23 protein-coding genes are annotated in these 26,172 nt (G+C 62.7%); 6 read left to right on the top strand and 17 right to left on the bottom strand.

Annotated features, from left to right (window positions below; translation table 11 throughout):
- Positions 1–133: 133 nt before the first annotated feature.
- The gene (gene clpB / locus H1S03_RS15035) at positions 134–2,737 is read right to left on the bottom strand and encodes an ATP-dependent chaperone ClpB (protein WP_185805109.1); all 2,604 of its coding nucleotides are present in this window, start codon (positions 2,735–2,737) and stop codon (positions 134–136) included.
- A gap of 182 nt (positions 2,738–2,919) precedes the next feature.
- On the opposite strand from clpB, the gene hrpB reads away from it, so the two are divergent.
- Together hrpB and H1S03_RS15025 are read left to right on the top strand one after the other, a co-directional pair.
- A complete protein-coding gene (gene hrpB / locus H1S03_RS15030) occupies positions 2,920–5,325 on the top strand; it encodes an ATP-dependent helicase HrpB (protein ID WP_185805108.1) in 2,406 nt (801 codons plus the stop codon).
- 78 nt (positions 5,326–5,403) lie between these two features.
- Positions 5,404–6,261 (top strand): N-formylglutamate amidohydrolase, encoded by an 858-nt coding sequence (locus tag H1S03_RS15025; RefSeq protein ID WP_185805107.1) that lies wholly within the window; start codon positions 5,404–5,406, stop codon positions 6,259–6,261.
- Here H1S03_RS15025 and H1S03_RS15020 read toward each other — a convergent pair whose 3' ends face one another.
- From H1S03_RS15020 to H1S03_RS15005, 4 genes are all read right to left on the bottom strand, one after another.
- The gene (locus H1S03_RS15020; RefSeq protein WP_185805106.1) at positions 6,262–7,542 is read right to left on the bottom strand and encodes a DUF2254 domain-containing protein; all 1,281 of its coding nucleotides are present in this window, start codon (positions 7,540–7,542) and stop codon (positions 6,262–6,264) included.
- A gap of 309 nt (positions 7,543–7,851) precedes the next feature.
- Positions 7,852–9,105 carry a DNA polymerase IV gene (locus H1S03_RS15015; RefSeq protein ID WP_185805105.1) on the bottom strand — a complete coding sequence of 418 codons (1,254 nt, stop codon included), beginning with the start codon at positions 9,103–9,105 and terminating at the stop codon, positions 7,852–7,854.
- 82 nt (positions 9,106–9,187) lie between these two features.
- The gene (gene pyrF / locus H1S03_RS15010) at positions 9,188–9,892 is read right to left on the bottom strand and encodes an orotidine-5'-phosphate decarboxylase (RefSeq protein WP_185805104.1); all 705 of its coding nucleotides are present in this window, start codon (positions 9,890–9,892) and stop codon (positions 9,188–9,190) included.
- A 63-nt stretch (positions 9,893–9,955) separates the two neighbouring features.
- Complete coding sequence (locus H1S03_RS15005; protein ID WP_185805103.1) at positions 9,956–10,657, bottom strand: DUF3108 domain-containing protein; 702 nt, start codon at positions 10,655–10,657, stop codon at positions 9,956–9,958.
- A 136-nt stretch (positions 10,658–10,793) separates the two neighbouring features.
- Here H1S03_RS15005 and meaB point away from each other — a divergent pair, with 136 nt between their 5' ends.
- The 4 genes from meaB (at position 10,794) to lepA (ending at position 14,757) form a co-directional block, all read left to right on the top strand.
- A complete protein-coding gene (meaB, locus tag H1S03_RS15000; protein ID WP_185805102.1) occupies positions 10,794–11,801 on the top strand; it encodes a methylmalonyl Co-A mutase-associated GTPase MeaB in 1,008 nt (335 codons plus the stop codon).
- A 128-nt stretch (positions 11,802–11,929) separates the two neighbouring features.
- Positions 11,930–12,217, top strand: a complete 288-nt coding sequence (rpmB, locus tag H1S03_RS14995) for a 50S ribosomal protein L28 (protein ID WP_166189313.1) — start codon at positions 11,930–11,932, stop codon at positions 12,215–12,217.
- A 232-nt stretch (positions 12,218–12,449) separates the two neighbouring features.
- A complete protein-coding gene (locus H1S03_RS14990; protein WP_185805101.1) occupies positions 12,450–12,869 on the top strand; it encodes a low molecular weight protein-tyrosine-phosphatase in 420 nt (139 codons plus the stop codon).
- 88 nt (positions 12,870–12,957) lie between these two features.
- Positions 12,958–14,757 (top strand): translation elongation factor 4, encoded by a 1,800-nt coding sequence (gene lepA, locus H1S03_RS14985; protein WP_185805100.1) that lies wholly within the window; start codon positions 12,958–12,960, stop codon positions 14,755–14,757.
- Between the two features lie 451 nt (positions 14,758–15,208).
- On the opposite strand, the gene H1S03_RS14980 is transcribed toward lepA, so the two are convergent.
- The 12 genes from H1S03_RS14980 to H1S03_RS14925 all read right to left on the bottom strand — a co-directional run bounded on the left by H1S03_RS14980 (position 15,209) and on the right by H1S03_RS14925 (position 25,858).
- Entirely contained in the window at positions 15,209–15,511 is a 303-nt protein-coding gene (locus tag H1S03_RS14980) for a DUF6280 family protein (RefSeq protein WP_166189302.1), read from the bottom strand.
- Positions 15,512–15,698: 187 nt separating this feature from the next.
- A complete protein-coding gene (mnhG, locus tag H1S03_RS14975) occupies positions 15,699–16,061 on the bottom strand; it encodes a monovalent cation/H(+) antiporter subunit G (RefSeq protein ID WP_185805099.1) in 363 nt (120 codons plus the stop codon).
- Entirely contained in the window at positions 16,054–16,365 is a 312-nt protein-coding gene (locus H1S03_RS14970) for an MrpF/PhaF family protein (protein ID WP_185805098.1), read from the bottom strand. The genes mnhG and H1S03_RS14970 overlap by 8 nt, the downstream gene beginning before the upstream one ends.
- A complete protein-coding gene (locus H1S03_RS14965) occupies positions 16,362–16,700 on the bottom strand; it encodes a Na+/H+ antiporter subunit E (protein ID WP_166189296.1) in 339 nt (112 codons plus the stop codon). The genes H1S03_RS14970 and H1S03_RS14965 overlap by 4 nt, the downstream gene beginning before the upstream one ends.
- Positions 16,697–18,181 (bottom strand): Na+/H+ antiporter subunit D, encoded by a 1,485-nt coding sequence (locus tag H1S03_RS14960; RefSeq protein WP_185805097.1) that lies wholly within the window; start codon positions 18,179–18,181, stop codon positions 16,697–16,699. The genes H1S03_RS14965 and H1S03_RS14960 overlap by 4 nt, the downstream gene beginning before the upstream one ends.
- A complete protein-coding gene (locus H1S03_RS14955) occupies positions 18,178–18,540 on the bottom strand; it encodes a Na+/H+ antiporter subunit C (protein WP_185805096.1) in 363 nt (120 codons plus the stop codon). The genes H1S03_RS14960 and H1S03_RS14955 overlap by 4 nt, the downstream gene beginning before the upstream one ends.
- On the bottom strand, positions 18,540–18,989 hold the full coding sequence (locus H1S03_RS14950) for an MnhB domain-containing protein (RefSeq protein WP_185805095.1): 450 nt from the start codon (positions 18,987–18,989) through the stop codon (positions 18,540–18,542). Before H1S03_RS14950 ends, H1S03_RS14955 begins: the two co-directional genes overlap by 1 nt.
- Complete coding sequence (gene mbhE, locus H1S03_RS14945; protein ID WP_185805094.1) at positions 18,986–21,163, bottom strand: hydrogen gas-evolving membrane-bound hydrogenase subunit E; 2,178 nt, start codon at positions 21,161–21,163, stop codon at positions 18,986–18,988. The genes H1S03_RS14950 and mbhE overlap by 4 nt, the downstream gene beginning before the upstream one ends.
- Positions 21,164–21,401: 238 nt before the next feature.
- Positions 21,402–22,181: an amino acid ABC transporter ATP-binding protein gene (locus H1S03_RS14940; protein ID WP_430693237.1), complete on the bottom strand. Its 780-nt coding sequence runs from the start codon at positions 22,179–22,181 to the stop codon at positions 21,402–21,404.
- Between the two features lie 13 nt (positions 22,182–22,194).
- Positions 22,195–23,484 (bottom strand): amino acid ABC transporter permease, encoded by a 1,290-nt coding sequence (locus tag H1S03_RS14935; RefSeq protein ID WP_185805093.1) that lies wholly within the window; start codon positions 23,482–23,484, stop codon positions 22,195–22,197.
- 1 nt (position 23,485) lies between these two features.
- Positions 23,486–24,700 (bottom strand): amino acid ABC transporter permease, encoded by a 1,215-nt coding sequence (locus H1S03_RS14930; protein ID WP_185805092.1) that lies wholly within the window; start codon positions 24,698–24,700, stop codon positions 23,486–23,488.
- Positions 24,701–24,841: 141 nt separating this feature from the next.
- A complete protein-coding gene (locus tag H1S03_RS14925; protein ID WP_185805091.1) occupies positions 24,842–25,858 on the bottom strand; it encodes an amino acid ABC transporter substrate-binding protein in 1,017 nt (338 codons plus the stop codon).
- Positions 25,859–26,172 lie beyond the last annotated feature (314 nt).

The following is a 26,172-nucleotide window of genomic DNA, read 5'->3' as shown; positions in this document are numbered from 1 at the left end:
CCACCCGTTTTCTAACGATATTTGAAATGCACTTTCGTCACATTCCTAAGCCGCCCCCCCCCAAAACCCTCACTCAAACTCGACTCGCACAAGTCCCAGAGGGGAATCCACATCGACTCCCCCCAAATCACCTTCATTCAGACGGGTCTGACTCGACCGAAGCCACATCCCCCTCGCCTATGACGAGTCCATCCTCCCCAGCATCAACGACAACACGCATGCCGTCCTTGATCTGGCCGGACAGGATCATCTCCGCCAGCGGGTCCTGCAAATACTTCTGCAACACGCGTTTCAGGGGGCGCGCGCCGTAGACGGGGTCATAGCCCTTGTCCGCCAGCCAGGTCATCGCCTCGGGCGACAGGTCGAGCGTGATCTTGCGATCCGCCAGACGCCGCTCCAATACCTCCAGCTGGATCAGGACGATCCCGTCCATCTCATCCCGGCTCAACCGGTCGAACTGCACGATCTCATCCAGGCGGTTGAGGAATTCGGGGCGGAAATGCGCCCGCACCGCGTCCATCACCTGATCCTTGACGGTGGAGGCATCGACCCCCGGCGTCAGGTTCGACAAGGCATGACTGCCCAGGTTCGACGTCAGGATGATGAGCGTGTTCTTGAAGTCCACGACTCGTCCTTGCCCATCCGTCAGGCGCCCGTCGTCGAGAACCTGCAACAGCACGTTGAACACATCCGGGTGGGCCTTTTCGACCTCATCGAACAGGATCACCTGATAGGGGCGCCTGCGAACCGCCTCGGTCAGCACGCCGCCCTCATCATAGCCGACATAGCCCGGAGGGGCGCCGACCAAGCGCGAGACGGCGTGCTTCTCCATGAACTCGGACATGTCGATGCGCACCATCGCGTTGTCATCGTCGAACAGGTACGAGGCCAGCGCCTTGGTCAACTCCGTCTTGCCGACCCCGGTCGGCCCGAGGAACAGGAAAGAGCCGAGCGGACGGTTCGGGTCGTTCAGCCCCGCCCGCGCACGCCGTACCGCGTTCGAGACGGCCTGCACCGCCTGCCGTTGGCCGATGACGCGCTTGCCCAGCGCATCCTCCATCTTGAGCAGCTTCTCACGCTCGCCCTCAAGCATCCGGTCAACGGGAATGCCGGTCCAGCGTTCGACCACGCCCGCGACATGTTCGTCGGTCACGGCCTCCTCGACCATCAGGTCGTCGCCCGCTTCCTCCGCTGCCTCCAGCCGTTTTTCCAGATCGGGAATCACGCCGTAGGACAGCTCACCCGCCTTGCTCAGATCGCCGCGCCGCTTTGCGTTTTCCAACTCGATGCGGGCCCGGTCCAACTGCTCCTTGATGTCACGACTGCCTTGCAGCTTGTCGCGCTCCGCCTGCCAGCGGGCGGTCAGTTCGGACGAACGTTCCTGCAATTCGGCCAGATCCTTCTCAAGCTTGGCCAGACGGTCCTTGGAGGCGGGATCGTCCTCCTTGCGCAGCGCCATCGCCTCGATCTGCTTTTGCATGATGTCGCGGTCCAGCGCATCCAGCGCCTCGGGCTTGGAATCGGCTTCCATGCGCAGGCGGCTCGCGGCCTCATCCATCAGGTCGATGGCCTTGTCCGGCAGGAAGCGGTCGGTGATGTAGCGGTTGGACAGAGTCGCGGCGGCCACCAAAGCGCGGTCCGTGATGCGGATGCCGTGGTGAACCTCGTACTTCTCCTTGATGCCGCGCAGGATGCTGATGGTGTCCTGCACCGTCGGCTCCAGCACCATGACGGGCTGAAAGCGTCGGGCGAGCGCGGCGTCCTTCTCCACATGCTTGCGGTATTCGTCCAGCGTGGTGGCACCGACGCAATGCAACTCGCCCCGTGCCAATGCGGGTTTCAGCAGGTTGGCCGCGTCCATCGCGCCGTCCGCCTTGCCGCCGCCGACCAGGGTGTGCATCTCGTCGATGAACAGGATGATGTTGCCTGCGGCCTCCGTCACCTCGGTCAGGACGGATTTCAGGCGCTCCTCGAACTCACCACGATATTTCGCACCGGCGATCAGCGCGCCCATGTCCAGCGCCATGAGGGTCTTGTCCTCCAGCGAATCCGGCACGTCGCCGTTGATGATCCGCAGGGCGAGGCCCTCGGCAATCGCGGTCTTGCCCACGCCCGGCTCCCCGATCAGCACCGGGTTGTTCTTGGTCCGGCGGCTGAGCACCTGGATCGTGCGGCGAATCTCCTCGTCGCGCCCGATGATGGGGTCGATCTTGCCCTCACGCGCGGCGGCGGTCAGATCGCGTGCGTATTTCTTCAGCGCGTCATAGCCTTCCTCGGCGGTGGCGCTGTCGGCGGTGCGGCCCTTGCGGATGTCGTTGATCGCCTCATTGAGGCTCTGCGCCGTGACGCCGCCCGCCTTCAGCGCGTCGTTCGCCTTTGACTTGATGACGGCCAGCGCGGTCAGCAGGCGTTCCACGGGAACGAAGCTGTCGCCCGCCTTTTCGGCCAGCTTTTCCGCCTCGGCAAAGACCTTGGCCGTTTGCCCGTCCATGTAAAGGTTGCTGCCGTCGCCGGAGACGGACGGGATCTTGGACAGATCCAGTTCCACCGCCTGCCGGATGGCCGCGACATCCCCGCCGGAGCGGGTGATCAAATTCGTCGCCAATCCCTGATCGTCGTCCAGCAATGCCTTGAGCAGATGCTCAGGCACAAACCGCTGATGCCCCTCACGCAGGGCAATTGTCTGAGCCGCTTGCACGAAGCCGCGCGACCGTTCCGTGAACTTGTCGAAGTTCATCGCATTCTCCTGTCTTTAAGCGCCAATTCCGCGATGCCCGTAACGGCACACCACATATGGCCTTTGCATGAAGCGCGCCCCTCTGGCCCGCGCCCCTTTCATACATGCTTAAATGGTGAGCACTTTGAGCCATCTCAAGTCCGCCCCTCGACTTATGCCCAGCGCTGCCGCATGGCTGTGCAATGGTCCTGCCCATCGAATCCGTGCTGCCCGAACTCACCTCCGCCCTGCTGCGCGAGGGGACGGCCGTGTTGCAGGCACCCCCCGGCGCGGGCAAGACGACAATGGTGCCGATCGCGCTGCTGCCACATATTTCGGGCCGCATCGTCATGCTGGAGCCGCGCCGCATCGCCGCGCGCACCGCCGCCGCCCGAATCGCGGAGCTGCTGGACGAACCGCTGGGTCAACGTGTCGGCTACCGAATGCGCGGCGACAGCGTGGCAGGCACCCGGATCGAGGTCGTGACCGAGGGCATCCTGACCCGCATGTTGCAGGCAGACCCGGAATTGAGCGGCACCGACTGCCTGATCTTCGATGAGTTTCACGAGCGGTCATTGCAAGCGGACCTTGGCCTTGCGCTGGCGCTCGAAGTGCGCGGTGCCCTGCGCGAGGATCTGCGCATCCTCGTGATGTCCGCAACGCTGGACGCGGAACCTGTCGCGGGTCTGATGGGCGGTGCGCCGGTCATCACGTCCGAGGGGCGCATGTTTCCGGACGAAACCCATTGGGCCGACACCGCGCTGCCCCCCGCACAGCGGCGGGGCCGCGCGCTGGCCGATGCGGTCGCGGCACAAGTGCGGGGGGCGCTGCGTGAAAACGAAGGTTCCGCCCTCGTCTTCCTGCCCGGTCAGGGGGAGATCAACATGGTCGCCCAGCGCCTTGGCGACCTGCCTGCCGACATTGCCGTGCGTCCTTTATATGGTGCCATGCCCATCGCCGCCCAGCGCGCCGCCATCGCGCCCGCGAAGCAGGGGCGCAAGGTGGTGTTGGCCACCTCGATCGCCGAAACCTCCCTGACCATTGAGGGGGTGCGCATCGTCATCGACGCGGGTCTTGCCCGTCGCGCGCGCTTCGATCCGGCCTCCGCCATGTCGCGCCTGGTGACGGAGCGTGTGACCCGCGCCGAGGCGGAACAGCGGCGCGGCCGTGCGGGGCGGATGCAGCCGGGCGTCTGCTACCGCATGTGGACGAAGGGGGAGGAAGGCGCGCTCGCCGCCTTCGCCCCACCGGAAATCACCGATGCCGACCTCGTGCCGCTGGCGCTGGAGCTTGCCACGTGGGGCGCGCAGGCCAGCGACCTGTCCTTCCTGACACCCCCGCCCGAACGCGCACTGGCCGAGGCCTATGCCCTGCTGCACGATCTGGGCTGCATCGACCGCACCGGTCTGACCGCGCATGGCCGCGCCACCGCCGCGGTGCCCGCGCATCCCCGGCTGGCGCATATGCTGCTCAACGCGGGTGGCGCAGGCAGGATGGCCACAGACCTCGCCGCCTTGCTTGAGGCGCGCGACCCGATGCGCGGCGCGGGCAGCGATCTGTCCGTGCGGCTCAAGGCAATGCACACGCCGCCCTTCGCCGAGATTCGCAAGGAGGCCAAACGCCTGTCGCGCTTCGCCGCGAAATCCGGCCCACGTCATTCACCCGGCGCGCTGCTGTCCCTCGCCTATCCCGACCGCATCGCCAAGCGCCGCCCCGGTGATGCGCCGCGCTATCACCTCAGCGGGGGCAAGGGCGTCAAGCTTGCCCCTGAGGATCCCCTCGCCCCGCAGACCCTGCTGGTGGTCGCGGAAACCGACGGCCACCCGACGGAAGCGACCGTCCGCCTCGCCCTGCCCGTGACGCTGGCCGAGATTCGCGAGTTGCACGCCCACCGGCTGCTTGAAGTCGATATCTGCGAGTGGTCGAAACGCCATCGCAAGGTCGAGCCGCGTCAGCGCACCATGCTGGGCGCGCTGATACTGGAGGATCGCCACTGGCCCGACGCGCCGGACGATGCCATCGCCGCCGGGCTGGTCGAGGGCATCCGCCAGCTTGGCCTCGACGTGCTGGGCTGGTCCAAGGCCTCGCGCCTGCTGCGCACCCGCATCGGGTTCGTCGGACCGCCCCTGCCCGATGTGACGGACGACACCCTACTGGCAACGTTGGAGGATTGGCTGGCCCCGCATCTGCACGGCCAGCGCAGCGCCGCCGATCTGGGCCGCTTCGATCCGTATGAGCCATTGCTGAACCTGCTGGACTGGCCGCAGCGCCAGATGCTGGATGAACGCGCGCCGTCGCAGTTCACGGCCCCCACCGGCACCCGCTGCCCCATCGACTGGTCCGACCCTGCCCACCCCTCGGTCGAGGTGCGCCTGCAGGAGGTGTTTGGCCTGACCACTCACCCCACGGTCAACGGCATACCCCTGCGGCTCGACCTCCTTAGCCCAGCGCGGCGGGCGGTGCAGACGACGTCTGATCTGCCGGGGTTCTGGGCCACCTCCTATTCCGACGTCCGCAAGGACATGCGCGGCAGATATCCGCGCCACCCCTGGCCCGAGGATCCCGCCGCCGCACCGCCCACGAACCGCGTCAAGCCGCGCGGCACCTGACGAATTCGCGCCCATACATGGACGTGCCCGCGCATCGCGTTATGCTGTCACGACAAATGCGAAGGGGAGACGACGCGCGTGGAGGCATTCATCCTATCCGACGGGCGAGGCACGCCGGGGGCCACGGTGTTTTCCTCCCCGCATTCGGGTGCGCATTATCCCGAAGCGTTCCTGCAAGGCAGCCAACTCGACCCATTGACCCTGCGCTCGTCCGAGGATGCCTTCGTCGATACGCTGTTCGCCAGTGCGCCGGATTACGGGGCGGCCTTGCTCACCGCCAGATTTCCCCGCGCTTATGTCGATCTGAACCGCGCCAGAACGGAACTGGACCCGGCCATCGTCGATATTCCGCGCCATCCGGGTGTGAACCCGCGCATCTCCGCTGGATTGGGCGTAATCCCGCGTGTGGTATCCGGGGGGCGCGTAATTCAATCCGGGCGCATGACGCGGGAGGAGGCTGACCTGCGCTTGGCGCAGGTTCACACGCCCTATCACAACGCGCTCAATCGTCTGTTGCAAACCGCCCGGATCCGGCACGGTCATGCGATCCTGATTGATTGCCATTCCATGCCGCATGAGGCCTTGCGCGTCCAGAATCTGCCCGGGGGGCGGCGGCGCCCCGAAATCGTGCTGGGCGACCGGTTCGGCACATCATGCGCGCCGTGGATTTCGGATCTGGCCTATGATGCCTTTACCGCCGCTGGCTTCGCCGTTGCGCGAAACGCCCCCTTCGCGGGCGGATACATAACCGAGACTTACGGCATCCCCGCCCAGAACATGCACGCCTTGCAGATCGAGATCGACCGGTCGCTGTATATGGATGAGGCCCGGATAGCGCCGCGTTCCGACTTCGCCGCGTTCCGAGACCGCCTGACACCGGTCATCGCCGCGTTGGCGCAGGCCGGCGGGATGGGGCAGGCTCTGGCAGCGGAGTGATCATTCCGCAGCCGCGCGGCGAATGATGCGCTGCGACCCGGCATCGGGCTGCAATGCCAGTGCCATTTCCAGAAGCTCGTCCCGCTCCTCCAGCACGGCAGCGCGGCGCGGGCCCTCAGGGGCGCGGTTGGCCAGCACGCAGAGCAATTTCAGAACATGGGTGGTCGCATTCAGATCGGTCGCCACATAAGGTCGGCTGATGGAATGCCCAGCCTGGAGCAGTTGAGTAAACGTCATTACCGGCACCAGAACCCGTTCATAGGCACTGCCCCTGTGCCCCGGAGGTTCCTTCAGCGCCAGCAGCAGCGCGACATGCATCCAGTTCATGCAGTTCATCGCCGTGAACGGATCGTTGATACCCGGCGACAGGGCGCGGGCGATCACCTCGCACAGCTGGTCGATCATGAACATCATGTTCTGATCCTCGCTCCGCTCACGTCCCAGGGCGAAACAGCCCCGCAACTCACGGATCAGGTCGTCGTTCAAAGCGGGATTGCCGTGGATGCGCAGGACATTCCTGTCATCGTCCAGAAAGGCGCCCGGAACCTCCAGCACCTCGATCCACCACCCCTGATCCAGCGACAGGCGCGACAGACGGGCCGCGTTGAGCGTGCGCATATAGCCTGAACCGCCCGCTGTCAGATATTGCACGGGCAGCCCCTCGGGCATGATTTCATACACATCCTCAAACGGCTCCCCGCTGGCATGAAGAGCTGCCACCAGACGTTCACCCAGACCCGAGGTGATGTTGGCCAGATTGATCGCCTCGGGAATGTGATGCACGAAAAAGATCATCGTGACGACGCTGATCAACGCCAGCCCGATCGCCACCAGAATCGCCAGATGCGGCACGAACAGATCGACGGTCAGGTCTGCCCCCTCGGCCGAGGGATCCTGAACCGCGCGCAGAATCAGCATCGTATAGACGAACGTGGCGATCATGATTCCTAGGCTGACCTGATTGGCCCGATCCCGCATGAAGTTGCCAATCAGGCGTGGCCCGAAATTGCTGCTGGCAAAGGACACGGCCACCACCGTCATCGAGAACATCACCCCCGCGACACCGATCACGGATTGCGCGATGACCGACAGCATGGCACGCGCGCCCTCCGCCTGCGTATCGCGCAGGGATACCGGCAACATCTGCGCCAGCGCGCCACGGTCCAGATGCTGCATCAGTTCCGCCAAGGCGACCGCCGCCAGGACGAGCAATCCCGGAATGAACCAGTACGAAGCACGCACATCTTGCAGAAGTTTGCTGATAAGGGCGGTAGGCTGCATTTCGGCTCCCGGTCTGGATCGCTCCATTACATGGCACGATCCGCGCCACGTGACATAGCGAACGCATCCTGCCGCGCCAAAAAAAGAGGCCGTGTCCGAAGACACGGCCCAAGTCTAGGGAGGAAACGCCCAAGAAGGGCGACAACGCCGAAGCATTGTGTAATCGATTATATGGTGCGCTGCACACAAAGCAAGGGTGCAGTGCAGGATGTGATCGAACTGTAACAAAACGCCCTAAATGCTGTGGAGATATAACAAATAGGAATACCGCCATGCATCAAGCGCATGGCTGCTATGTTGCAGCGCACCTTATCTCAGCGCGCGGCCCTTCAGGATCGCATCCGCACCAAAACGCCCCCGAATCGCATCGCTCGCCCGCTCCGCTGCCCTGCGGCGAGGTGCTGTGGGATCGAGCAGGTCGGGCGCGGCATCGCTGCCGGAATACGCGCTCAGATGGCTCAACCCGACCCCCAGCAGTCGGAAGGGTCCCCGGCTTATCTCCCGCTCCAGCAGGGGGCGCGTCGCGGCATAGATCTCGTCGGTCAACTGCGTCGCCTCGACCAGACGCACCTGACGGCTGATCAGCTTGAAGTCGCGTGTCTTCAACTTCAGGTTCACGGTGCTGCCCGCCAACCCCGCCGCCTTCGCCCGGTCCGAGACTTTCAGGGCCAGCCGCCACAAATGCCCGTCCAGGCTGACCGGATCGGAGACGTCTTCGTTGAATGTACGCTCGTTGCTGATCGACTTGACCGGTTCGCGCACGGTGATCCGCCGGTCGTCGATGCCATGGGCCAGCCGCCAGACATGCCCGCCCATGCTGCCATATTTGCGAAACAGGTCATCCTCGGAATACCGCCGCAGATCGGCGATGGTGCGAATGCCGTCCCGTTCCAGCCGCGCACGCATGGCCGCGCCCACGCCCCAGATGATGCCCACGGGCTTATCATGCAGAAAGGCCATGGTCTCCGCCTTGCCGATAACGGAAAATCCGCGCGGCTTGTCCAGATCGGAGGCGATCTTGGCCAGAAACTTGTTATGCGACAATCCGACGGAGATGGTGATTCCCAGCTCCACCTCGATACGCCGGGCCAGCCGGGCCAGCAGGACAGCGGGCGGGGCGCCGTGCAGGCGCTGCGTTCCGCTGAGGTCCAGAAATGCCTCGTCCAGACTGATCGGCTGCACCGAGGGGGTCAGTTCCTCCATCATTGCCCGAATCTGGCGCGAGACGCCGACATAGACATCCATCCGCCCCGGCACCACAACCGCTTCGGGGCACAGTTCCATCGCCTTGAACATCGGCATGGCGGAGCGGACACCCTTGATTCGCGCGATATAGCAGCAGGTGGAGACGACCCCCCGCTTGCCCCCGCCAACGATCAGCGGCTGGTTCGCCAGATGCGGATGATCCCGCTTTTCCACGCTGGCATAGAAGGCGTCGCAATCCATGTGCGCCATGGTCAGATCGAACAGTTCCTCATGGCGCAACACCCGGGGGGAACCGCAGTGCCTGCACCGCGCGGGACCGGGCTGATCTGACAGGCAATCACGACAGATGGCGGACATGATACTCACACACGGAATACTTACATACGGGCACAAACGGGTTTACGAACCGGCAGGATAGCACAGGCCCGCCGATCCGGCCTCAATGATCGACGGGACCGTCGCGCAGCTCACGCAGGATCGCATCGGCGGCGGCGCGCGGATCATCCGCCTGCCAGATCGGGCGGCCCACGACGATGTGGTCGGCCCCGTCCGCGATCGCCCGGGCGGGGCTTGCCACCCGCTTCTGATCGCCCAGCTCGGCCCCGGCGGGGCGCACACCCGGCGTCACGATCAACTTGCCCTCGGCCTGCGGCAAGGCGCGGATCATCGCGGCCTCCTGCGGGGAGGCGATGACCCCGTGCGCACCGGCCTCCAACGCCCGCCCGGCGCGTTCCGCTACCAGATCGGGTATCGTCCCGCCCTGCATCATCGCGGCGTCCAGATCGTCGCGGTCCAGCGAAGTCAGGACGGTCACGGCCAGTATCTTCAGATCCGTTCCCGCCGCCCCCTCGCAGGCCGCGCGGACCACATGCGGGTCGCCGTGCACCGTCAGGAAATCCAGATCGAACTGCGCCAGTCCGCGCACCGCCGCCTCGACCGTTGCGCCGATGTCGAACAGCTTCATGTCGAGGAAGACCCGGTGTCCCTGGTCCTTCAACTCGCTGGCCAGCGCCAGACCGCCACCGGTCAGCATGCCCAGCCCGATCTTGTAAAACCCCACATCGGGTCCGATCCGCTGCACCATCTCCATCCCGGCGAGAGCGTTTGGCACGTCCAGCGCCACGATCAGACGGTTATCGGGCATGACAGCTCTCCTCCAGAAACGGGTCCGCGCCTGCTTAGACCCGCGCGGGCAATGGCTCAAGCATCAGTTGGTGCGCGAAATCACCGTCTGCCCGAATTCCGAGGGGCCCAGAATACGCGCCACCTCGAACTGACCGTCCGTGGTTGGCCGCAATTCCAGCGTGTAGGGTTCAGGATCGCGGGTCTGCAACGTTTCGGGGTTCACCTTGCGATAGATGACACGGCAGCTCTGGGTGCCGGGGATCAAGCCGTCGCCCTCGATCCGCACACGCTTCGTCAGGGTGAAGCTGTCGAAACTGCGGTTGCAGATCTCCTCGGCTGTGCCGGGATAGGTCAGGGCGACGACTGCTGTCAGAAAATCAACGGTGCCCGCCTGCTTGCTCAATGTTGGCACCGCACGCTCATCCGCCGCACGCACGGGGCTGGACACGGCGGAGACGGGCATCCCCCCCCGATAGACCAGATCGAGCCGCGATGCATCGCTGCCCTCGGTCACCTGCGCGAAGGCCTGAGGCATGAAACCGGCGGGTCCGGTCCGCGTACCCCGGACCGAAGCGTTGAAATCGCCCGAGGTGAAAAGCCCGGCCAGACCGCGTGCCTCCAACCGTGCCGCCGCGTTATAGGATGTCGGCGTGACGTTCCCCTGCACCGTGGCCGACGCCACGCGCAGCCCCGCGAACCGCACATCGTAATTGTGGGTGAACGGTTCCGCCTGTGCGGCCCCGCCTGCCACGATCAGCAACATCGCACTCAAAACTCTACGCATCTTCCACTCCCTGAACACCGAAGCTATGGTCTGCCCCACTATAGGCGTGGAGGCGGCCGCATACATCGTGCGCACCGATCACCTCCACGTGAAGCGGGCTTCATGCAGGCCCTTGAAGCAGATTACGGAGGGATAGATGGGGCGTCGCAGCATAGATGTCGAGGCGCTGTGCGCAGGCAACCGCACCGCATTGGCCCGCGCCATCACGCTGATCGAATCCTCCCGCCCGCAGGATCGGCAGGATGCGCGTGACCTTCTGACGGGGCTGCCTGAGCGGACGGCGCTGCGCATCGGGCTGTCGGGAACGCCCGGTGTCGGCAAATCCACGTTCATCGAGGCGTTCGGCCTGATGCTGGTCGCGGCGGGGCACCGGGTGGCAGTGCTGGCAGTCGATCCGTCCTCCGCCCGGTCCGGCGGCTCCATTCTGGGGGACAAGACCCGGATGGAGCAGCTCAGCCGCGCGCCCGAAGCATTCATCCGCCCCTCCCCCTCGCAATCCGCGCTCGGCGGTGTGGCGCGCCGCACGCGTGAGGCGATCCGCCTGTGTGAGGCCGCTGGCCACGACATCGTGCTGGTCGAAACCGTCGGCGTCGGCCAGTCCGAAACGATGGTCGCGGACATGACCGACCTGTTCGTGCTGCTGCTGGCGCCCGGTGGTGGGGATGAGTTGCAAGGCGTCAAACGCGGCATCATGGAAATCGCTGACCTCATCCTGGTAAACAAGGCGGATGGCGACCTGCGGGCCACCGCCGTGCGAACCGTGGCCGACTATGCCGGCGCGCTGCGTTTGTTGCGCAAACGCCCCCACGATCCGGAGGGGTGGCCCCGCGCCATGCCGGTTTCCGCGCTGGACAATTCCGGTCTGGAGGAAGCCTGGCAGGCGATGCAGGACCTCGCGGACTGGCGCAGAGAGACCGGCATCCTGGTTGAGACGCGCCGAAAACAGGCCGTTCAATGGATGGAGCGTGAGATCGAGCAGGGTCTGCGCACCCGCCTGAATGCCGATTCGCAGGTCCGCGCCCTGCTCAGCGATCTGCGTGTTTCGGTCGCGAACGGCGATATTCCGGCAGAGGCTGCGGCGGATATGGCGCTCGATCGGTTCCTATCTGCCCCGGTTGCGCCGCAAACCCCCGATGCCCCTTGACGCCCCGCCGCCACGTGGCTAAGGAAACGGCTCGAAATTGAATGAAGGCGACGGCCCGCCCGCATTGGTGTGCGCTTCGCTGATCCAAAAAATCTCTGACCTGCGGGTCACGGAAAAAGGGGCTCACCATGTCGCGTCGTTGCGAGTTGACTGGAAAAGGCGTTCTGACAGGCAACAATGTCAGCCACGCGAAAAATCGTACCCGTCGTCGGTTCTTGCCGAACCTGAATGACGTCACGCTGCTGTCGGACACATTGGGCCGCGCGTTCAAGTTCCGCATCTCCGCTGCTGCAATGCGCAGCGTCGATCACCGCGGCGGCCTGGACAGCTTCCTTGCCAAGGCGAAGGACGCCGATCTGTCCCCGGCAGCGGCCAAGGTCAAAAAGGACATTCAGGCCGCACAATCCGCCGCCTGAACCGACCAAAGCATCAGAATTTTCAGGAACGCCCCGCAGTCTGTCTGCGGGGCTTTTCTGTTTTCGATTAACGCGTTGGGCGCATTTCAGGGGTGACGGCAGGGACGCAACTCCACTCAAAGGCCGCGCCGCGATCTTTTTAAACGCTGCACGCTATGCTTATCATCGCCGAATTGCCACGAGGGGACGGTCGCATCGTGCGATTTCGGGGCTGCGCAGGGGACGAACAAACATGACGAAGAGCATCTTGCTGGTGTGTCTGGGTAATATCTGCCGTTCACCAGCGGCGGAGGCTGTGTTGCGCCATCATGCGCCGCACCTGCACCTGGACAGCGCGGGAACCGGGGCATGGCACGCAGGCGTCCCGCCCGATCCCCGTGCCCAGACCGAGGGGCACCGCCGCGGTTACAACTACGCTCACCTGCGCGCCCGAAAGGTCAGGCCCGATGACTTCATTCGCTTCGACACGATCCTGGCGATGGACCGTCAGAACGTTGCGGACCTTTACGGCATGGCACCCGAGGATGCCACGGCCGGCATCGACCTGTTCCTGGACGGAGCCGAAGTGCCGGACCCCTATTATGACGGCAGTTTTGACCAGATGTTCGACCTGATCGAGGCGCGCGCGCGCGAGCTTGCCCGAATTCTCTGACCTTCGGACGTGCCAATTCGCTAAGCCGCATGGACAAAACCATCATTTCTTGGCAGGTCATCGGTCAGACCCCAAATAGGCGTGACCGATGACCGATCTATCCCGTATCCGCAATTTTTCGATCGTGGCCCATATCGACCACGGCAAATCCACGCTGGCGGACCGGTTGATCCAGTCCACCGCCACCGTCGCAGATCGCGATATGAAGGCGCAGTTGCTGGATTCGATGGATATCGAACGCGAACGCGGCATCACGATCAAGGCGCAGACCGTGCGTATCGACTATGTCGCGCAGGACGGTAAATCCTACGTGCTTAATCTGATCGACACGCCCGGCCATGTCGATTTCGCCTATGAGGTGTCGCGCTCCATGCGCGCGGTCGAGGGGTCGCTGCTGGTGGTCGATGCCTCGCAAGGGGTGGAGGCGCAGACCCTCGCCAATGTCTATCAGGCCATCGACGCGGACCACGAGATTGTGCCCGTCCTCAACAAGATCGACCTGCCCGCCGCCGAACCCGACCGGGTGAAGGAACAGATCGAGGACGTGATCGGCATTGATGCGTCCGAGGCCGTGATGATCTCCGCCAAGACGGGCATCGGCATCCCCGAGGTGCTGGAGGCGATCGTCACCCGCCTGCCCGCCCCCACCGGTGACGCGGACGCCCCGCTCAAGGCGATGCTGGTGGATTCATGGTACGACGCCTATCTGGGCGTCGTCGTGCTGGTCCGCATCATCGATGGAAAGCTACGCAAGGGCGACCGCATCAAGTTCATGTCGAACGGGACCATCCATCCGGTGGACCGCGTCGGCGTGTTCCGCCCCGGAATGCAGGCGACCGACGTGCTCGGACCTGGTGAGATCGGGTTCATGACCGCCAGCATCAAGGAGGTGCGCGACACCTCCGTCGGCGACACCATCACGACGGAGAAGAAGGGCACCGAGACGATGCTTCCCGGCTTCGCGCCCTCGATTCCCGTGGTGTTCTGCGGCCTGTTCCCGGTGGATTCAGCCGAGTTCGAGGATCTGCGCGATGCCATCGACAAGCTGCGCCTGAACGACGCCTCCTTCAGTTCCGAAATGGAAACCTCTGCCGCGCTCGGCTTCGGCTTCCGTTGTGGTTTCCTTGGCCTGCTGCATCTGGAGGTTATCCGCGACCGGTTGGAGCGGGAATACAACATCGAACTGATCACCACCGCGCCCTCGGTGATCTATCACGTGCACATGACGGATGGCACGATGATCGACCTGCACAACCCCGCCGATATGCCCGACATGGTCAAGGTGGACCGGGTGGAGGAGCCGCGAATCAAGGCGACGATCCTCGTGCCTGATGAGTATCTCGGTGATGTGCTGAAGCTTTGCCAGGACCGTCGCGGCGTGCAACTCGACCTGACCTATGCCGGCACCCGCGCGATGGTCGTCTATGACCTGCCGCTGAACGAGGTTGTCTTCGATTTCTACGACCGTCTGAAATCCGTGACCAAGGGCTATGCCAGCTTCGACTACCAGATGACCGGCTATCAGGAGGATCAGCTGGTCAAGATGCAGGTGCTGGTCAACGACGAGCCGGTGGACGCGCTCAGCATGATGGTCCACCGCACCCGTGCCGACGCACGCGGTCGCGTTCTGTGCGAAAAGCTCAAGGAGCTGATCCCACAGCACATGTTCAAGATTCCGATTCAAGCCGCCGTCGGGGGTCGCATCATCGCGCGCGAAACCATCTCCGCGCTGCGCAAGGACGTGACCGCCAAATGCTACGGCGGCGACGCGACCCGCAAGCGCAAGCTGCTCGACAAGCAGAAGGCCGGCAAAAAGAAGATGCGTCAGTTCGGCCGGGTCGAAATCCCGCAGGAAGCGTTTATCAACGCGCTGAAGATGGATAACTGAGCAAAGGCTGACCGCCATCGTGATCTATGGCATTTCGCGAACGACTGCCTGCGCAGCGGGCTGACCGGGGCACAGATATCTGCCGTAGTCAGGCCGAAATCTGCCCTCATGACCTTCGGCACCCAGCGCGCGCAGGCGGATTACTTCAGAGAACTTGGCGCGCAACTCTGGAAGTCCCTCCGACGCGATTGGCTGGAGCGCTGCAATTAAGTGAGGTCGATGGACAGAACAGCACACGGACCGAAATTTCGGCCTGTGGTCTCGCCTACAGCCATGACAGCATAACCGAAACGAACCACGGGGGGAGATCGGGTTCGATCGGATCGCGGCAGTCAGCTATGCCGCCCAAACCGCGACAAGCATGTTCGCACGTTAGCGCTCTGACCATGTCGCCAACGGAAAAGGGTTGCCCCTGAGGGCAACCCTTTTTGCAGCGCATCGAAAATTAATGTCAGGCGGCGGCCCGACGCTCACTCTCTTCACGGCTGAGCGCGACCGAGGTCCGGACACCCTTTTTCACGAATTCCATCAGGCCGGTCACGCACCGCTCCGTCGGGTCGATGCCCGCACACATCAGCACTTCACGGCCATCGCGGCTGCGCGCCCAGCGTGCGATCACGTCAGGGCCGTTGCCATATTTCTTGTCATCAGCAATAGCATCGTCAAGGGCCGCAAGCACGACTGCTGCAAACAGCTTTTGTGCGCGATTACCCTGGTCGTTCGACCATGCCTGCCCGTCGAAATCGTCGAACATGTCGTCCTCGTCTCTTCTCAAACTGCTAGGAACGCCGATATATACGTTCATCAAAAATTCACAGAAGTCCCATTTAGGACATTGCTGCCTTGCAATCAACGCATGTGAGAGACTGGGCGGTTCAGTGCCGCAGCGTCAAAGCATGTCATGCCGGAATGGGTCTGAGATAAGCTATCCTGATGTAAAATCAAGCTTGTTGATCGTCACTGTTCGCACGGCGCGGGGAACCGAATCCCTCGCACCCCGCATCGAACTGGGTTCGACTGGAAAACGGAACGCCCGCACGAAATGCGGCCCGTCCGATCAGATGCGCCCCGATCGGCGCCGTCACCAGCATAAAGACGAGGATCAGCCCTATTTCAACGCGTGCGGTCCAGTTGTCAGCCAGCACGATTGCCCCGCTACAGATCAACCCCAGCCCCAGAGACCCCGTCTTGGTCGCCGCATGCATTCGCAGATACACGTCTCGCATCTTCACGAGGCCGATTGCCGCGATCAGTATGAAGGTCGAGCCGGTCAGGATCAGACCCGATGCGATCCACTCACTCATCCGTGCCTCCCCGGGCGATTGTTCTCTCGATAAACCGCGCGAAAGCCACCGTGCTCAGAAAGGCCACGAGTGACAGCACCAGCGCCGCATCCAGATAGGCGCTGACCCCGGACGCCACGGAAAAGATCACGATGAACGAAACCAGAAGCAGTGACAGCGTATCCAGCGCCACCACACGATCGCTGAGTGAGGGCCCGCTTAACAGCCGCCACACGATCAGAGTAGACGCGACCATGATCATCCCGGCCGAAATGGTAAGCGCCCATCCCAGCGGGCCAGACAGGCTCAATCCCAGAAAGATCATCGCAGCACCCTCAGCACACGTCGCTCGATCCCACGTTTAAGGCTATTCTTCGTGCCCTCCGGGTCCTCCGCGCCGAACATGGTGTGGATCATCAGCGTTGCGCGATCGTCGCTGACATCGATGCTCAATGATCCGGGGGTCAGACTGATAAGGTTCGCCGTCGCCATGATTTCCGCATCGGAGCGCGCGTCGAGCGGCAGCAGCAGCACCCTGGGCCGGGCACGATCCTGCGGGGTCAGAACGTCCCACGCCACTTCGAGCGAGGACCACAGCAGATCCCAGACGAAATACAACAGCAGGTTCAGAACCCAGAACGGGCGCAGCAGATGTTTCATTGGCGTGCTCCCAATACGGCATCTATGTAGGCATGAGGGCTGAGGATTTGCTCCGCCGCCACCATAGCGGCATCGACGAACAGCCCCGCGGCGAGCCCTATCGTAACCGTCATGATACCAAGACCGACGATTGGCACCAGCATGGCAACGGGCAGCGTGCCTTCTATTGCCTGGTCACCGTCAGGATGCGGTTTCCAGAACACCTCCAACCAGATCTTCGACATGGAATACAATGTCAGCAGCCCCACGGCGAGGGCCACGAAGGCGATGAACCACGATTGCATGTCCAGACTGGCGCTTACGATCAGGAACTTGGCCCAGAACCCCGACAAAGGCGGGATACCAGCAAGGCTGAGCGCGGGAATCAGAAACAGCACGGCAAGCAGCGGTGTTGCCGCATAGAGCCCGCCGATCTTTGGCAAATCCTCCGATCCGGTCAGTTTCCGCGCCGCCCCGGCGATCAGGAACAGGTTCGCCTTCACGATGATATGGTGAAACAGATAGAAGATCGCCCCCAGCAGGGCAGCCGGCGTGGCCAATGCGAGACCCAGAACCATGTAGCCGATCTGACTGATGATGTGGAAACCCAGAATACGCCGGAAATGGTTCTGCGCCGCTGCGCCCAGAACGCCCACGACCATCGTCGCGACAGAGCCCCACAACAGCGTTCCGCGCACCAGCGGAACATCCAGATCGTAAATCAGGGTGAACGTGCGGATCAGGGCGTAAACCCCGACCTTGGTCAGCAAGGCGGAAAACAGGGCCGATGTCGTCACTGACGGGGTGTGATAGCTCGCAGGCAGCCAGTTGAAGACGGGGAACATCGCGGCCTTTGCGCCGAACGCGAACATCAGCAACATCGCGCTGACCAGCACCGCGACTTCCTCCTGCCTTCCCTCCAACCGTTGTGACAGATCGGCCATGTTCAACGTGCCGGTGACGCCGTAAAGCAGCCCGACCCCGGAAAGGAACGCAAAGGTGGCGATCAGGTTCAGGCCGACATATTTCACCGCGCCATCCGCCGATTTTCTGGTCCCGTTCACCACCAGAAGACCGAAGGACGCGATCAGCATGATCTCGAACCAAACGTAGAGGTTGAAGATATCCCCCGTCAAAAACGCCCCGCAAACACCGGCCAGCAGGGCCTGAACCAGCGCATGATGGCCGTGCCAGCTTTCACGCCGGTCGATCTCCTCCAACCCGTAGATCGCCACGGCCACGGCCACGATCCCGGTGATGAAGACCATTGCCGCACTCAGCAAATCCGCGACCAGGGTAATTCCGAACGGCGCCGGCCAACCGCCGACCTGCACGGCCACCGGACCTTCGGACAATACGCGCACCAACAGGGCCAGCGAGGCGATCAGCAGTGCGACCGCAGCCGCGACGGAGCCCCAGCGCTGGACGTTCTCCCGGCTTCGCAGCAGGACCATCAGCGCGGCGGATATCAGCGGGATCAGAAATGGCCAGACCAGTATCATCCACGATCCTCACGCGGTTCTGCGATGCGCATCGCATCCATCCGTGCCGTTCCCATTGCGTAGAACGCCCGATAGGCAAGGGTCAGTGCAAAGCAGAACAGCCCGAACCCGATAACGATTGCCGTCAGGATCAGCGCCTGCGGCACAGGGTTGGCCACACCGGCGGCAGGGGCGTCCGCGCCATATGCCGTCAGGGCCGGAGCCGCCTTCGCCATGCGCCCCGCCGCGAAAATCACCAGGTTCGCAGCATTGGACAGGATCGTCAGACCGAGGATATAGCGCACCAGATTGCCCGACAGCATCAGGTAGGCACCGCCTGCGACCAGCAAACCGGCGAGGACCGCAACAATGGTTTCCATCAGGGTTCGTCCTTCCTGCTTTCGGGCACGCCGGCTTCCTCCAACGCGAACAGAATCGCGCTGACCACGCCCACGACGACCAGAAACACACCGCTGTCGAACAACAGAATCGAACCTGCGGCCAGACCTTCCCATTTGCCATCGACGTTTGCATAGAGCGGCCAAACACTGCTGAGGAACCAGCCGTTGGCAAGCGCACCCCACAAACCACTGAGGATGGCACAGCTCAGCCCGATGCCAGCGATCATCATGGGCGGCAGGATCAACCACCGACGAGCTTGCGCAACGCCGAAGGCCTTCTCGATCAGCGCCACGCAGATCGCCGCCAGCAGCCCGCCGATGAACCCACCACCGGGATCGTTGTGTCCCCGCCAGAGCGTCATTAGTGCGACGAACAGAAAGACCGGAATCAGCGCGCGGGTTCCGGTCCGCAGGATGATCGAGTTCATTTCTTCACCTCCCGCCCGGCGCGCAGAGCGGCCAGTGCCGCGATGCCTGCGATCAGAACCACAGCGACCTCACCCAGCGTATCCAGAGCGCGGAAATCCACCAGGATCACGTTGACGATGTTGCGACCGGCCGCTTGCGGATACGCCGCTTCCAGATAGAACGCGCTGACATCCTGCTCCAGCCCGCTGCCCAGAACGGCCAGCAGGGCGAACGTCACGCCCAAGCCCAGAATCGCGGCGATGATCGCGTCACCGATCCGCAAAGCTCCCGTCCCGGCCCGGGGCAGTTTGGTAAACGCCACCGCGACGAACACGACGATCAGGGTTTCGGTCAACAATTGCGTCATTGCCACGTCGATCGCGGAATACAGCACGTAAATCACCGCAATCGCCAGGCCGATGCCGCCCAGCGCCGTGATCGCGACCAAGCGGGATCCGGTAAAGATGATGGTGGACAGGCTGGCCGCAATGGCGATGACCAGCCCCCAATGGAACAACGGAATATCCGGATCAATCTGCGCGACCGCCCCCGCACCGACGAAAATCGCCCCCCAGACCATCAGCGCCAGGGTCGTGAACGTGACCCGCAGATATGACATCATGCGTCCGTTCTGCGTCGTTCGCGCAACCCAGGCCGCCGTATCGCGCATCGCATTGAGCAAGATATCGTAGACCGCCGCACTGTCGGGCACGCGGTCTTCCTCACGGATCAGCGCGGCACGAAGTTGTGGCACTCCCCAGAAAAAGACACCGCCCAGCGCGAATGTCAGCAAGGACAGCATCAATGCACCGTTCACCCCGTGCCAGAGCTTGAGTTCCGGCGCGCCCGGCGCGGCCCGCACGATTTCGGTGATCTGGCCGATCAGGGCGCCGAAAGGTCCCGGCACCAGCCCGAGCCCGAGCCCGCCCAGCGCGAGCAAGGCCGGGCCGCCCCACATCAGGATCGAGGGATCCGCCGGTGCCGCGTGTGGGGCGCGGAACGTGCCGAAGAACGGCCGGATGGCCAGAACCAATGCCACCGCGACCATCAGCGCATTCGCCGTGACCGCCATGGTCAGCACGAAGATCTCCTCGGTCGTGGCATGCAAGGCACCCTCGTAGATCAGCTCCTTGCCGATGAACCCGACGAAAGGCGGCAATCCCGCCATGCTCGCCGCGGCGAGCGCAATGATGATGAACGACATGGGCATGGCCCCACGTAGCCCACCGAGTTCACCCACCTCGCGCGTGCCGGCACCCTTGTCCAACAACCCGACACCCAGGAAGAGGGCCGCCTTGTAGAACGCGTGGACAACAATGAAGGTCATCGCGCCGCCGATCGCGTAATACCCCCCACCGCCCAGGCCGAGCATGAGTGCGCCCAGCCCCATCAGCGTGGTCCAGGCCAACATCAGCTTCAGATCGGATTGGCGGAGCGCCCAGAAGCTGGCCACCACCATCGTCGTCGCGCCGACCAGACTCAGCGTCCAGGACCAAACCTCCGTACCGCCCAACATCGGCGTCATCCGTGCGACCAGATAGACCCCGGCCTTCACCATGGTGGCGGAGTGCAGATAGGCCGATACCGGCGTCGGTGCCGCCATCGCGCCCGGCAGCCAGAAATGGAATGGAAACTGTGCAGATTTGGTAAAACAACCGATCAGAACCAGGATCAGCATCGCGGGATACAGTGGATCGGATGTGAAGCCTGCGAAATCCGCCATTTCAGACAGACGGAACGTTCCCGCGACGGTCCCCATGATGATGAGGCCGGCCATCAGCGCCAGCCCCCCCATGCCCGTCACCAGCAGGGCCTGTTGCGCCTTGTAGCGGGCATCGGCCTTGTGATGATCGAAGCCGACGAGCAGGAACGATGTGATCGTCGTGCACTCCCACGCCACGAATAATGTCACGGCGTCGTCGGCCAGCACGACGCCCAACATCGACATAGCGAACAGCACCATCAGCGTTAACAGCCGCTTCAACCGGCGGTCGTTATGGAAATATTCGGCCGAATACAGAAAGCAGATCGCGCCGACGCCCGTAATCAGAAGCGAGAACAGCAAGGACAGGGCGTCCAGCCGGAAGGCGATGTCGATTCCCAACGTGGGCACCCAGGGGAACACAAGCTCCGCCGTTTGACCCGCGCTGGCGGAAGGCAAAAACGTCGCGAACCACGCAAAGGCTGCCGCCATCACCGCCGACGGCAGGAATCTCCAAGGGCCGGCTTCGTATGGCACGGTCTGCTGCACGTTCGGGCCTCGATCGGGATGAAAGGGTTTCAACCCTTAACTAGGAGCCTTCGGATCGGATCCCAGTACGGGGAAGGACGTTTTCGCGTCAAGGATCGTATGCCCTTGAATTAAAAAGGTATCTTTCATGCGAAGGGCGCCGGAAGTTTCCCCGGCGCCCTTTGAAGCAATGCTCGGATGCTCAGTGACCCAGGATCTGGCTGAGGAACAGTTGTGTCCGCTCGCTCTTGGGATTGTTGAAGAATTCCTCGGGCTCGTTCTGCTCCACGATCTGGCCGGCATCCATGAAGATGACGCGGTTCGCGACCTGACGGGCAAAGCCCATCTCATGCGTCACGCACAGCATCGTCATGCCTTCCTCCGCGAGGGAGACCATGGTGTCGAGCACCTCCTTGATCATCTCGGGGTCCAGCGCCGAAGTCGGCTCATCGAACAGCATGATCCGAGGTTTCATGCACAGCGAACGCGCGATCGCCACACGCTGCTGCTGACCGCCCGACAGCTGGCCGGGATACTTGTCCGCCTGCTCGGGGATCTTCACCTTGGTCAGGAAATGCATCGCGATTTCCTCGGCCTCGGCCTTGGGCATCTTGCGCACCCAGATCGGAGCCAGGGTGCAGTTCTCAAGGATCGTCAGATGCGGGAAAAGGTTGAAGTGCTGGAAGCACATGCCGACCTCGGACCGGATCTTGTCGATGTTCTTGAGGTCGGAGGACAGCACAGTGCCATCCACCACGATCTCACCCTTCTGATGCTCCTCCAACGCGTTAATGCAGCGGATCAGCGTGGACTTGCCCGAACCGGACGGTCCGCAGATGACGATCCGTTCGCCGCGCTGCACCGTCAGGTCGATGTCGCGCAGAACGTGGAAATCGCCGTACCACTTGTTCATGTTGCGGATGGAGATCGCGACCTCATCGCTGACGCCGGGGATCTTTGCGGTGTTTTCTGCCATTGCCATGTGAACGGCTCCCTTAACGATGGTCGGTACGGAGTTTGTTCTCCAGATACCGCGAATATTGAGACATGCTGTAGCAGCTGATGAAGAAGAAGAGCGCGACGAAGCCGTAAAGCTCCCACAGGATCCCGTTCCAGTCCGCATCCGACAGGATCGGCTGCACCACGCCCAGCGGGTCGTACATGGAGATGATCGAGACGAGCGTCGTATCCTTGTACACACCGATGAACACGTTCACGATGCCGGGAATCGAGATCTTCAACGCCTGCGGCAGGATGATCAGACGGATCGCCTGCCAGTAGTCGAGCCCCAGCGAATCCGCCGCCTCGTACTGCCCGCGCGGCAAGGCCGCCAGCCCGCCCCGGATCACTTCCGCAAGATAGGCGGACGCGAACATGGTGATCAGGATGATTACGCGCAGCACCAGATCGAATGTGGTGTCCGGCGGCAGGAAGTAGGACAGCAAGACGTTTGCCACGAACAGCAGGGTGATCAATGGCACACCGCGAATGAACTCGATGAAGCCGATACAGATCGCCTTGATGATCAGCAGGTCCGATTGACGCCCCAGCGCCAGCAGGATGCCAATGGGCAGAGCCAGCGAGATCGACACGATGCCCAGAATCATCGTCAGCAAGAAGCCACCAATCATGCGGCTATCAACTTGCTCCAGCCCGGGGCCGAACAGGTTTGACAGCTGCCCGATGACGAAATCGTTCAGGAACAGCATCCAGATGATCAGCACCGCAACCCCGGCGAGCAGTGCCAGCACCGTCGAGTGCTGCACCAGAACGCGGTAGACCAGATAGGCCGCAACCACGCCCAGCAACGTTCCCACCGGTCCGCCCAACGACCCGCCCCAGATCAGCCAGTAGCCGATGAAGGGATAGAGCATGCTGAACAGGAGCGCTTGCTTCGGCACCCTGTTGAACAGCACAGGTGCTATGGCGGGGAACAGCAGAAAGAATGTCAGAACCGGCCGCCAGTATTCCGTGTTGGGGTAGAAACCGAAGAAGAACTGCGGCCACCGCTCACGGATCACGGCAAAGCACGCCCCGGACCCCATTTCCCGGCATTCAGACAGCGAGTTTGCGTTCCAGGTGGAATTCCAGAACCACGGGATCATGCCCCGCAGCACCATGAAGATCACCAGCAGGCTGAGCACGGTCAGGACCGCATTCAGGACCGAGGAGAACAGATTTTCCCGCATCCATCTGATCACACCTGTTTCCGCCACAGGCGGTGGCGCCGGTGGCAATTCCGTATCGCGCACGAAGGCGATGCTGTTTGCATGCGTATCGCTCATCTCAGCGCTCCTTCAGCTTGACGGAATTGTTGTACAGATTGCCGAGGCTCGAGATGCCCAGCGACAGGATCAGGTAGATGCCCATCAACAACAGAACGCATTCCATCTCCCGCCCGGTCTGGTTGCGGGTGATGTTACCCAACGTACCCGTCAGATCCATGTAGCCGATCGCCAGAGCCAGCGACGAGTTCTTGGTCAGGTTCAGGTAGTTCGAGATCATGGGCGGAACGATCACGCGCATCGCCTGCGGCAGCACGACGAGGTTCATGATCCGGCGCGGACGAATGCCCAGCGCCGCCGCCGCCTCGGTCTGTCCCTTGCTGACGGCAAGGATACCCGCCCGGACGTTTTCCGCGACGAACGCCCCGGTATATAGCGACAAGGCCAGCCAGAGCGCGATCAGTGAGTTCCGCAGATGCACACCATCGGTAAAGTTGAATCCCCGGAAATACGGGTTTTGCAGACTGACCGGCGACCCCATCACGAACTGCGCGATGATCACGGGAATGAAGAGCAGGCCGAGGCTGACCCAGAACACCGGCAGAATCGCCCCCGTCGCCTCCTGCCGTTTGCGCGCCAGACGGCGGAACGCGAAGATGCCGATAATCGAGAGGATCAGCACACCGACCACGATTGAGGAACCGGCCTCATAGATAATGCGCGGAACATAGACGCCGCGGTTGGTAATCGCGACACTGTCCCACAGGATCATGGACGCATCGCCGCTGCGAAACGCGCGCGGATCCGGTGGCAACTTGATCATCACGCCCATGGTCAGAACGATCCACAGCAGAACCGGCACGTTGCGGAATCCCTCGACATAGACGGTGGCGAGCTTTTGCACGATCCAGTTGTTGCTCAACCGCAGGACACCCATCGTGACACCGATCACCGTACAGGTGATGCAGCCCAGAACGGCCACGAGCAGCGTGTTGAGCAGCCCCACGAGAGTGGCCCGGCCATGCGTCATCTGGCTGTCGTAATCGATGATTTTCTGGTTGATGTCGTAACCGGCGACATTGCCCAGGAAGTCGAAATTGAAATCCTGTCCGGCGGCCGCGAGATTCGTGACAGCATTGTTGATGAGCCATCCAAATCCGGCGAGAACGCAGATCAGTGCGATGATCTGGATCGTTATGGAACGGTATCTGGTATCGTAGATCAGCTGACTGGGATGAAACCCTTGGTCAGACTGCGTGTCGGTCATCGCGGTCATACCCGCCCCTCTTCCCTGGTAAGCTCCTCAATGGGAGCGATTGGTTACGAGCGATGCCCCGGTCTGTCGCCGGTGGTTCCCGCCACGGTCCCCCAATAGTTGAGGGGCGCGCCAATGGCGCGCCCCTCCAGGTCGTTCAGATCAACGGAACGGCGGGCTGTAGAGCAGGCCGCCATTGGTCCACTGTGCGTTCAGGCCACGATCAAGGCCGATCGCTGTGTCTGCGCCGATGTTGTCCTCGAAGATCTCACCGTAGTTGCCGCCGGCGGAAATCGCGTTGACGGCCCAGTCGGAGGACAGGCCGAGCATCTCACCCAGGTTGCCTTCGCTTCCCAGCAGACGGTTGATCTCGGGGTTGTCGGTGCCTGCGGCCATCTCTTCGAGGTTCTCGGAGGTGACGCCCAGTTCCTCGGCAGCGATCAGTGCGTTCAGCGTCCAGCGCGCGATATCACCCCATGCGTTGTCGCCGTGACGAACGAGCGGGCCGAGCGGCTCCTTGGAGATAATCTCGGGCAGCAGCATGTGGTCGCCGGGGTTTTCGAACGAGGCGCGGGTTGCAGCCAGGCCGGATGCGTCGGTCGTGTAGACGTCACACGCGTTTGCCAGGTACTGCTGCTGTGCCTCTGCGTTGGTCTCGATCGGAACCGGCTCGTAGGACATGTCGTTCGCACGGAAGAAATCGGCGAGGTTGAGCTCGGTCGTGGTGCCGGTCTGGATGCAGACGGTCGCGCCGTCCAGTTCGTTCGCCGAGGTCACGCCCAGATCCTTGCGAACCAGGAAGCCCTGACCGTCATAGTAGTTCACACCGGCGAATTCGAATTCGAGATCGACATCGCGCGAGAACGTCCAGGTGGTGTTACGCGCCAGCAGATCGATTTCGCCGGATGCAAGCGCCGTGAAGCGTGTGGAGCCGGTCGTCGGGATGAACTCGACCTTCGAGCCATCGCCCAGAACCGCGGCTGCGACTGCGCGACAGATGGCGACGTCGAAGCCTTCCCACTCACCTTCCTCATTCGGAGCGGCGAAGCCCACGAGACCTGTCGTCACGCCGCAGCGCAGCGTGTCGCGTTCCTGAACTTCCGCCAGCGTCTGTGCGGATGCAGCACCTGCAAGCAGGCCTGCTGTTGCAAGTGCGCCGAAGAATACGGATTTTGTCATAGAATACCTCTTCCCTGGGTAGCCCGCTGCCCAATACAACGGGAGCCGACCTTTGGCCGGGATGTGTTTGCAGCCCTTGGGGCCGAACCAAAGTGTGGACAAGGCGAGCGGCAGTCGTCAAGGGCACGTGTGCAAGCGCCAATTATGTCAGCTTCTCTGACACAACTGGGCTGGCGGCGCGAAATACCGCGAAATTCGCGGCATATAATTCACGCTAAGCGTGTGCAGGATTTACACAGGCGTGACACAACCCACAGACGGATCAGCCATACCAGCCACATCACTGACCATGGTTCGCACTGGTCGCCATCACG

This window comes from Pontivivens nitratireducens, assembly GCF_014235845.1.
Classification (GTDB): Bacteria; Pseudomonadota; Alphaproteobacteria; order Rhodobacterales; family Rhodobacteraceae; genus Pontivivens; species Pontivivens nitratireducens.
The sequence above is the reverse complement of the archived record's forward strand: the minus strand, read 5'-3'. Positions and strand labels throughout refer to the sequence as shown.

Bases quoted from the DNA above. Each gene is read 5' to 3' on its own strand.
- pyrF (WP_185805104.1), bottom strand. From the start codon at position 9,892: ATGCCCGATAACCGTCTGATCGTGGCGCTGGACGTGCCAAACGCTCTC.
- H1S03_RS14930 (WP_185805092.1), bottom strand. From the start codon at position 24,700: ATGACCGCGATGACCGACACGCAGTCTGACCAAGGGTTTCATCCCAGT.
- H1S03_RS14965 (WP_166189296.1), bottom strand. From the start codon at position 16,700: ATGAAACATCTGCTGCGCCCGTTCTGGGTTCTGAACCTGCTGTTGTAT.
- H1S03_RS14940 (WP_430693237.1), bottom strand. From the start codon at position 22,181: ATGGCAATGGCAGAAAACACCGCAAAGATCCCCGGCGTCAGCGATGAG.
- H1S03_RS15020 (WP_185805106.1), bottom strand. From the start codon at position 7,542: ATGCAGCCTACCGCCCTTATCAGCAAACTTCTGCAAGATGTGCGTGCT.
- lepA (WP_185805100.1), top strand. From the start codon at position 12,958: ATGACCGATCTATCCCGTATCCGCAATTTTTCGATCGTGGCCCATATC.
- hrpB (WP_185805108.1), top strand. From the start codon at position 2,920: ATGGTCCTGCCCATCGAATCCGTGCTGCCCGAACTCACCTCCGCCCTG.
- mnhG (WP_185805099.1), bottom strand. From the start codon at position 16,061: ATGAGTGAGTGGATCGCATCGGGTCTGATCCTGACCGGCTCGACCTTC.
- H1S03_RS14935 (WP_185805093.1), bottom strand. From the start codon at position 23,484: ATGAGCGATACGCATGCAAACAGCATCGCCTTCGTGCGCGATACGGAA.
- H1S03_RS14980 (WP_166189302.1), bottom strand. From the start codon at position 15,511: ATGTTCGACGATTTCGACGGGCAGGCATGGTCGAACGACCAGGGTAAT.
- H1S03_RS14970 (WP_185805098.1), bottom strand. From the start codon at position 16,365: ATGATCTTTCTGGGATTGAGCCTGTCTGGCCCGCTGGGATGGGCGCTT.
- H1S03_RS14950 (WP_185805095.1), bottom strand. From the start codon at position 18,989: ATGAACTCGATCATCCTGCGGACCGGAACCCGCGCGCTGATTCCGGTC.
- H1S03_RS14955 (WP_185805096.1), bottom strand. From the start codon at position 18,540: ATGGAAACCATTGTTGCGGTCCTCGCCGGTTTGCTGGTCGCAGGCGGT.
- H1S03_RS15005 (WP_185805103.1), bottom strand. From the start codon at position 10,657: ATGCGTAGAGTTTTGAGTGCGATGTTGCTGATCGTGGCAGGCGGGGCC.
- rpmB (WP_166189313.1), top strand. From the start codon at position 11,930: ATGTCGCGTCGTTGCGAGTTGACTGGAAAAGGCGTTCTGACAGGCAAC.
- H1S03_RS14990 (WP_185805101.1), top strand. From the start codon at position 12,450: ATGACGAAGAGCATCTTGCTGGTGTGTCTGGGTAATATCTGCCGTTCA.
- mbhE (WP_185805094.1), bottom strand. From the start codon at position 21,163: ATGGCGGCAGCCTTTGCGTGGTTCGCGACGTTTTTGCCTTCCGCCAGC.
- meaB (WP_185805102.1), top strand. From the start codon at position 10,794: ATGGGGCGTCGCAGCATAGATGTCGAGGCGCTGTGCGCAGGCAACCGC.
- H1S03_RS15015 (WP_185805105.1), bottom strand. From the start codon at position 9,105: ATGTCCGCCATCTGTCGTGATTGCCTGTCAGATCAGCCCGGTCCCGCG.
- H1S03_RS14925 (WP_185805091.1), bottom strand. From the start codon at position 25,858: ATGACAAAATCCGTATTCTTCGGCGCACTTGCAACAGCAGGCCTGCTT.
- H1S03_RS14960 (WP_185805097.1), bottom strand. From the start codon at position 18,181: ATGATACTGGTCTGGCCATTTCTGATCCCGCTGATATCCGCCGCGCTG.
- clpB (WP_185805109.1), bottom strand. From the start codon at position 2,737: ATGAACTTCGACAAGTTCACGGAACGGTCGCGCGGCTTCGTGCAAGCG.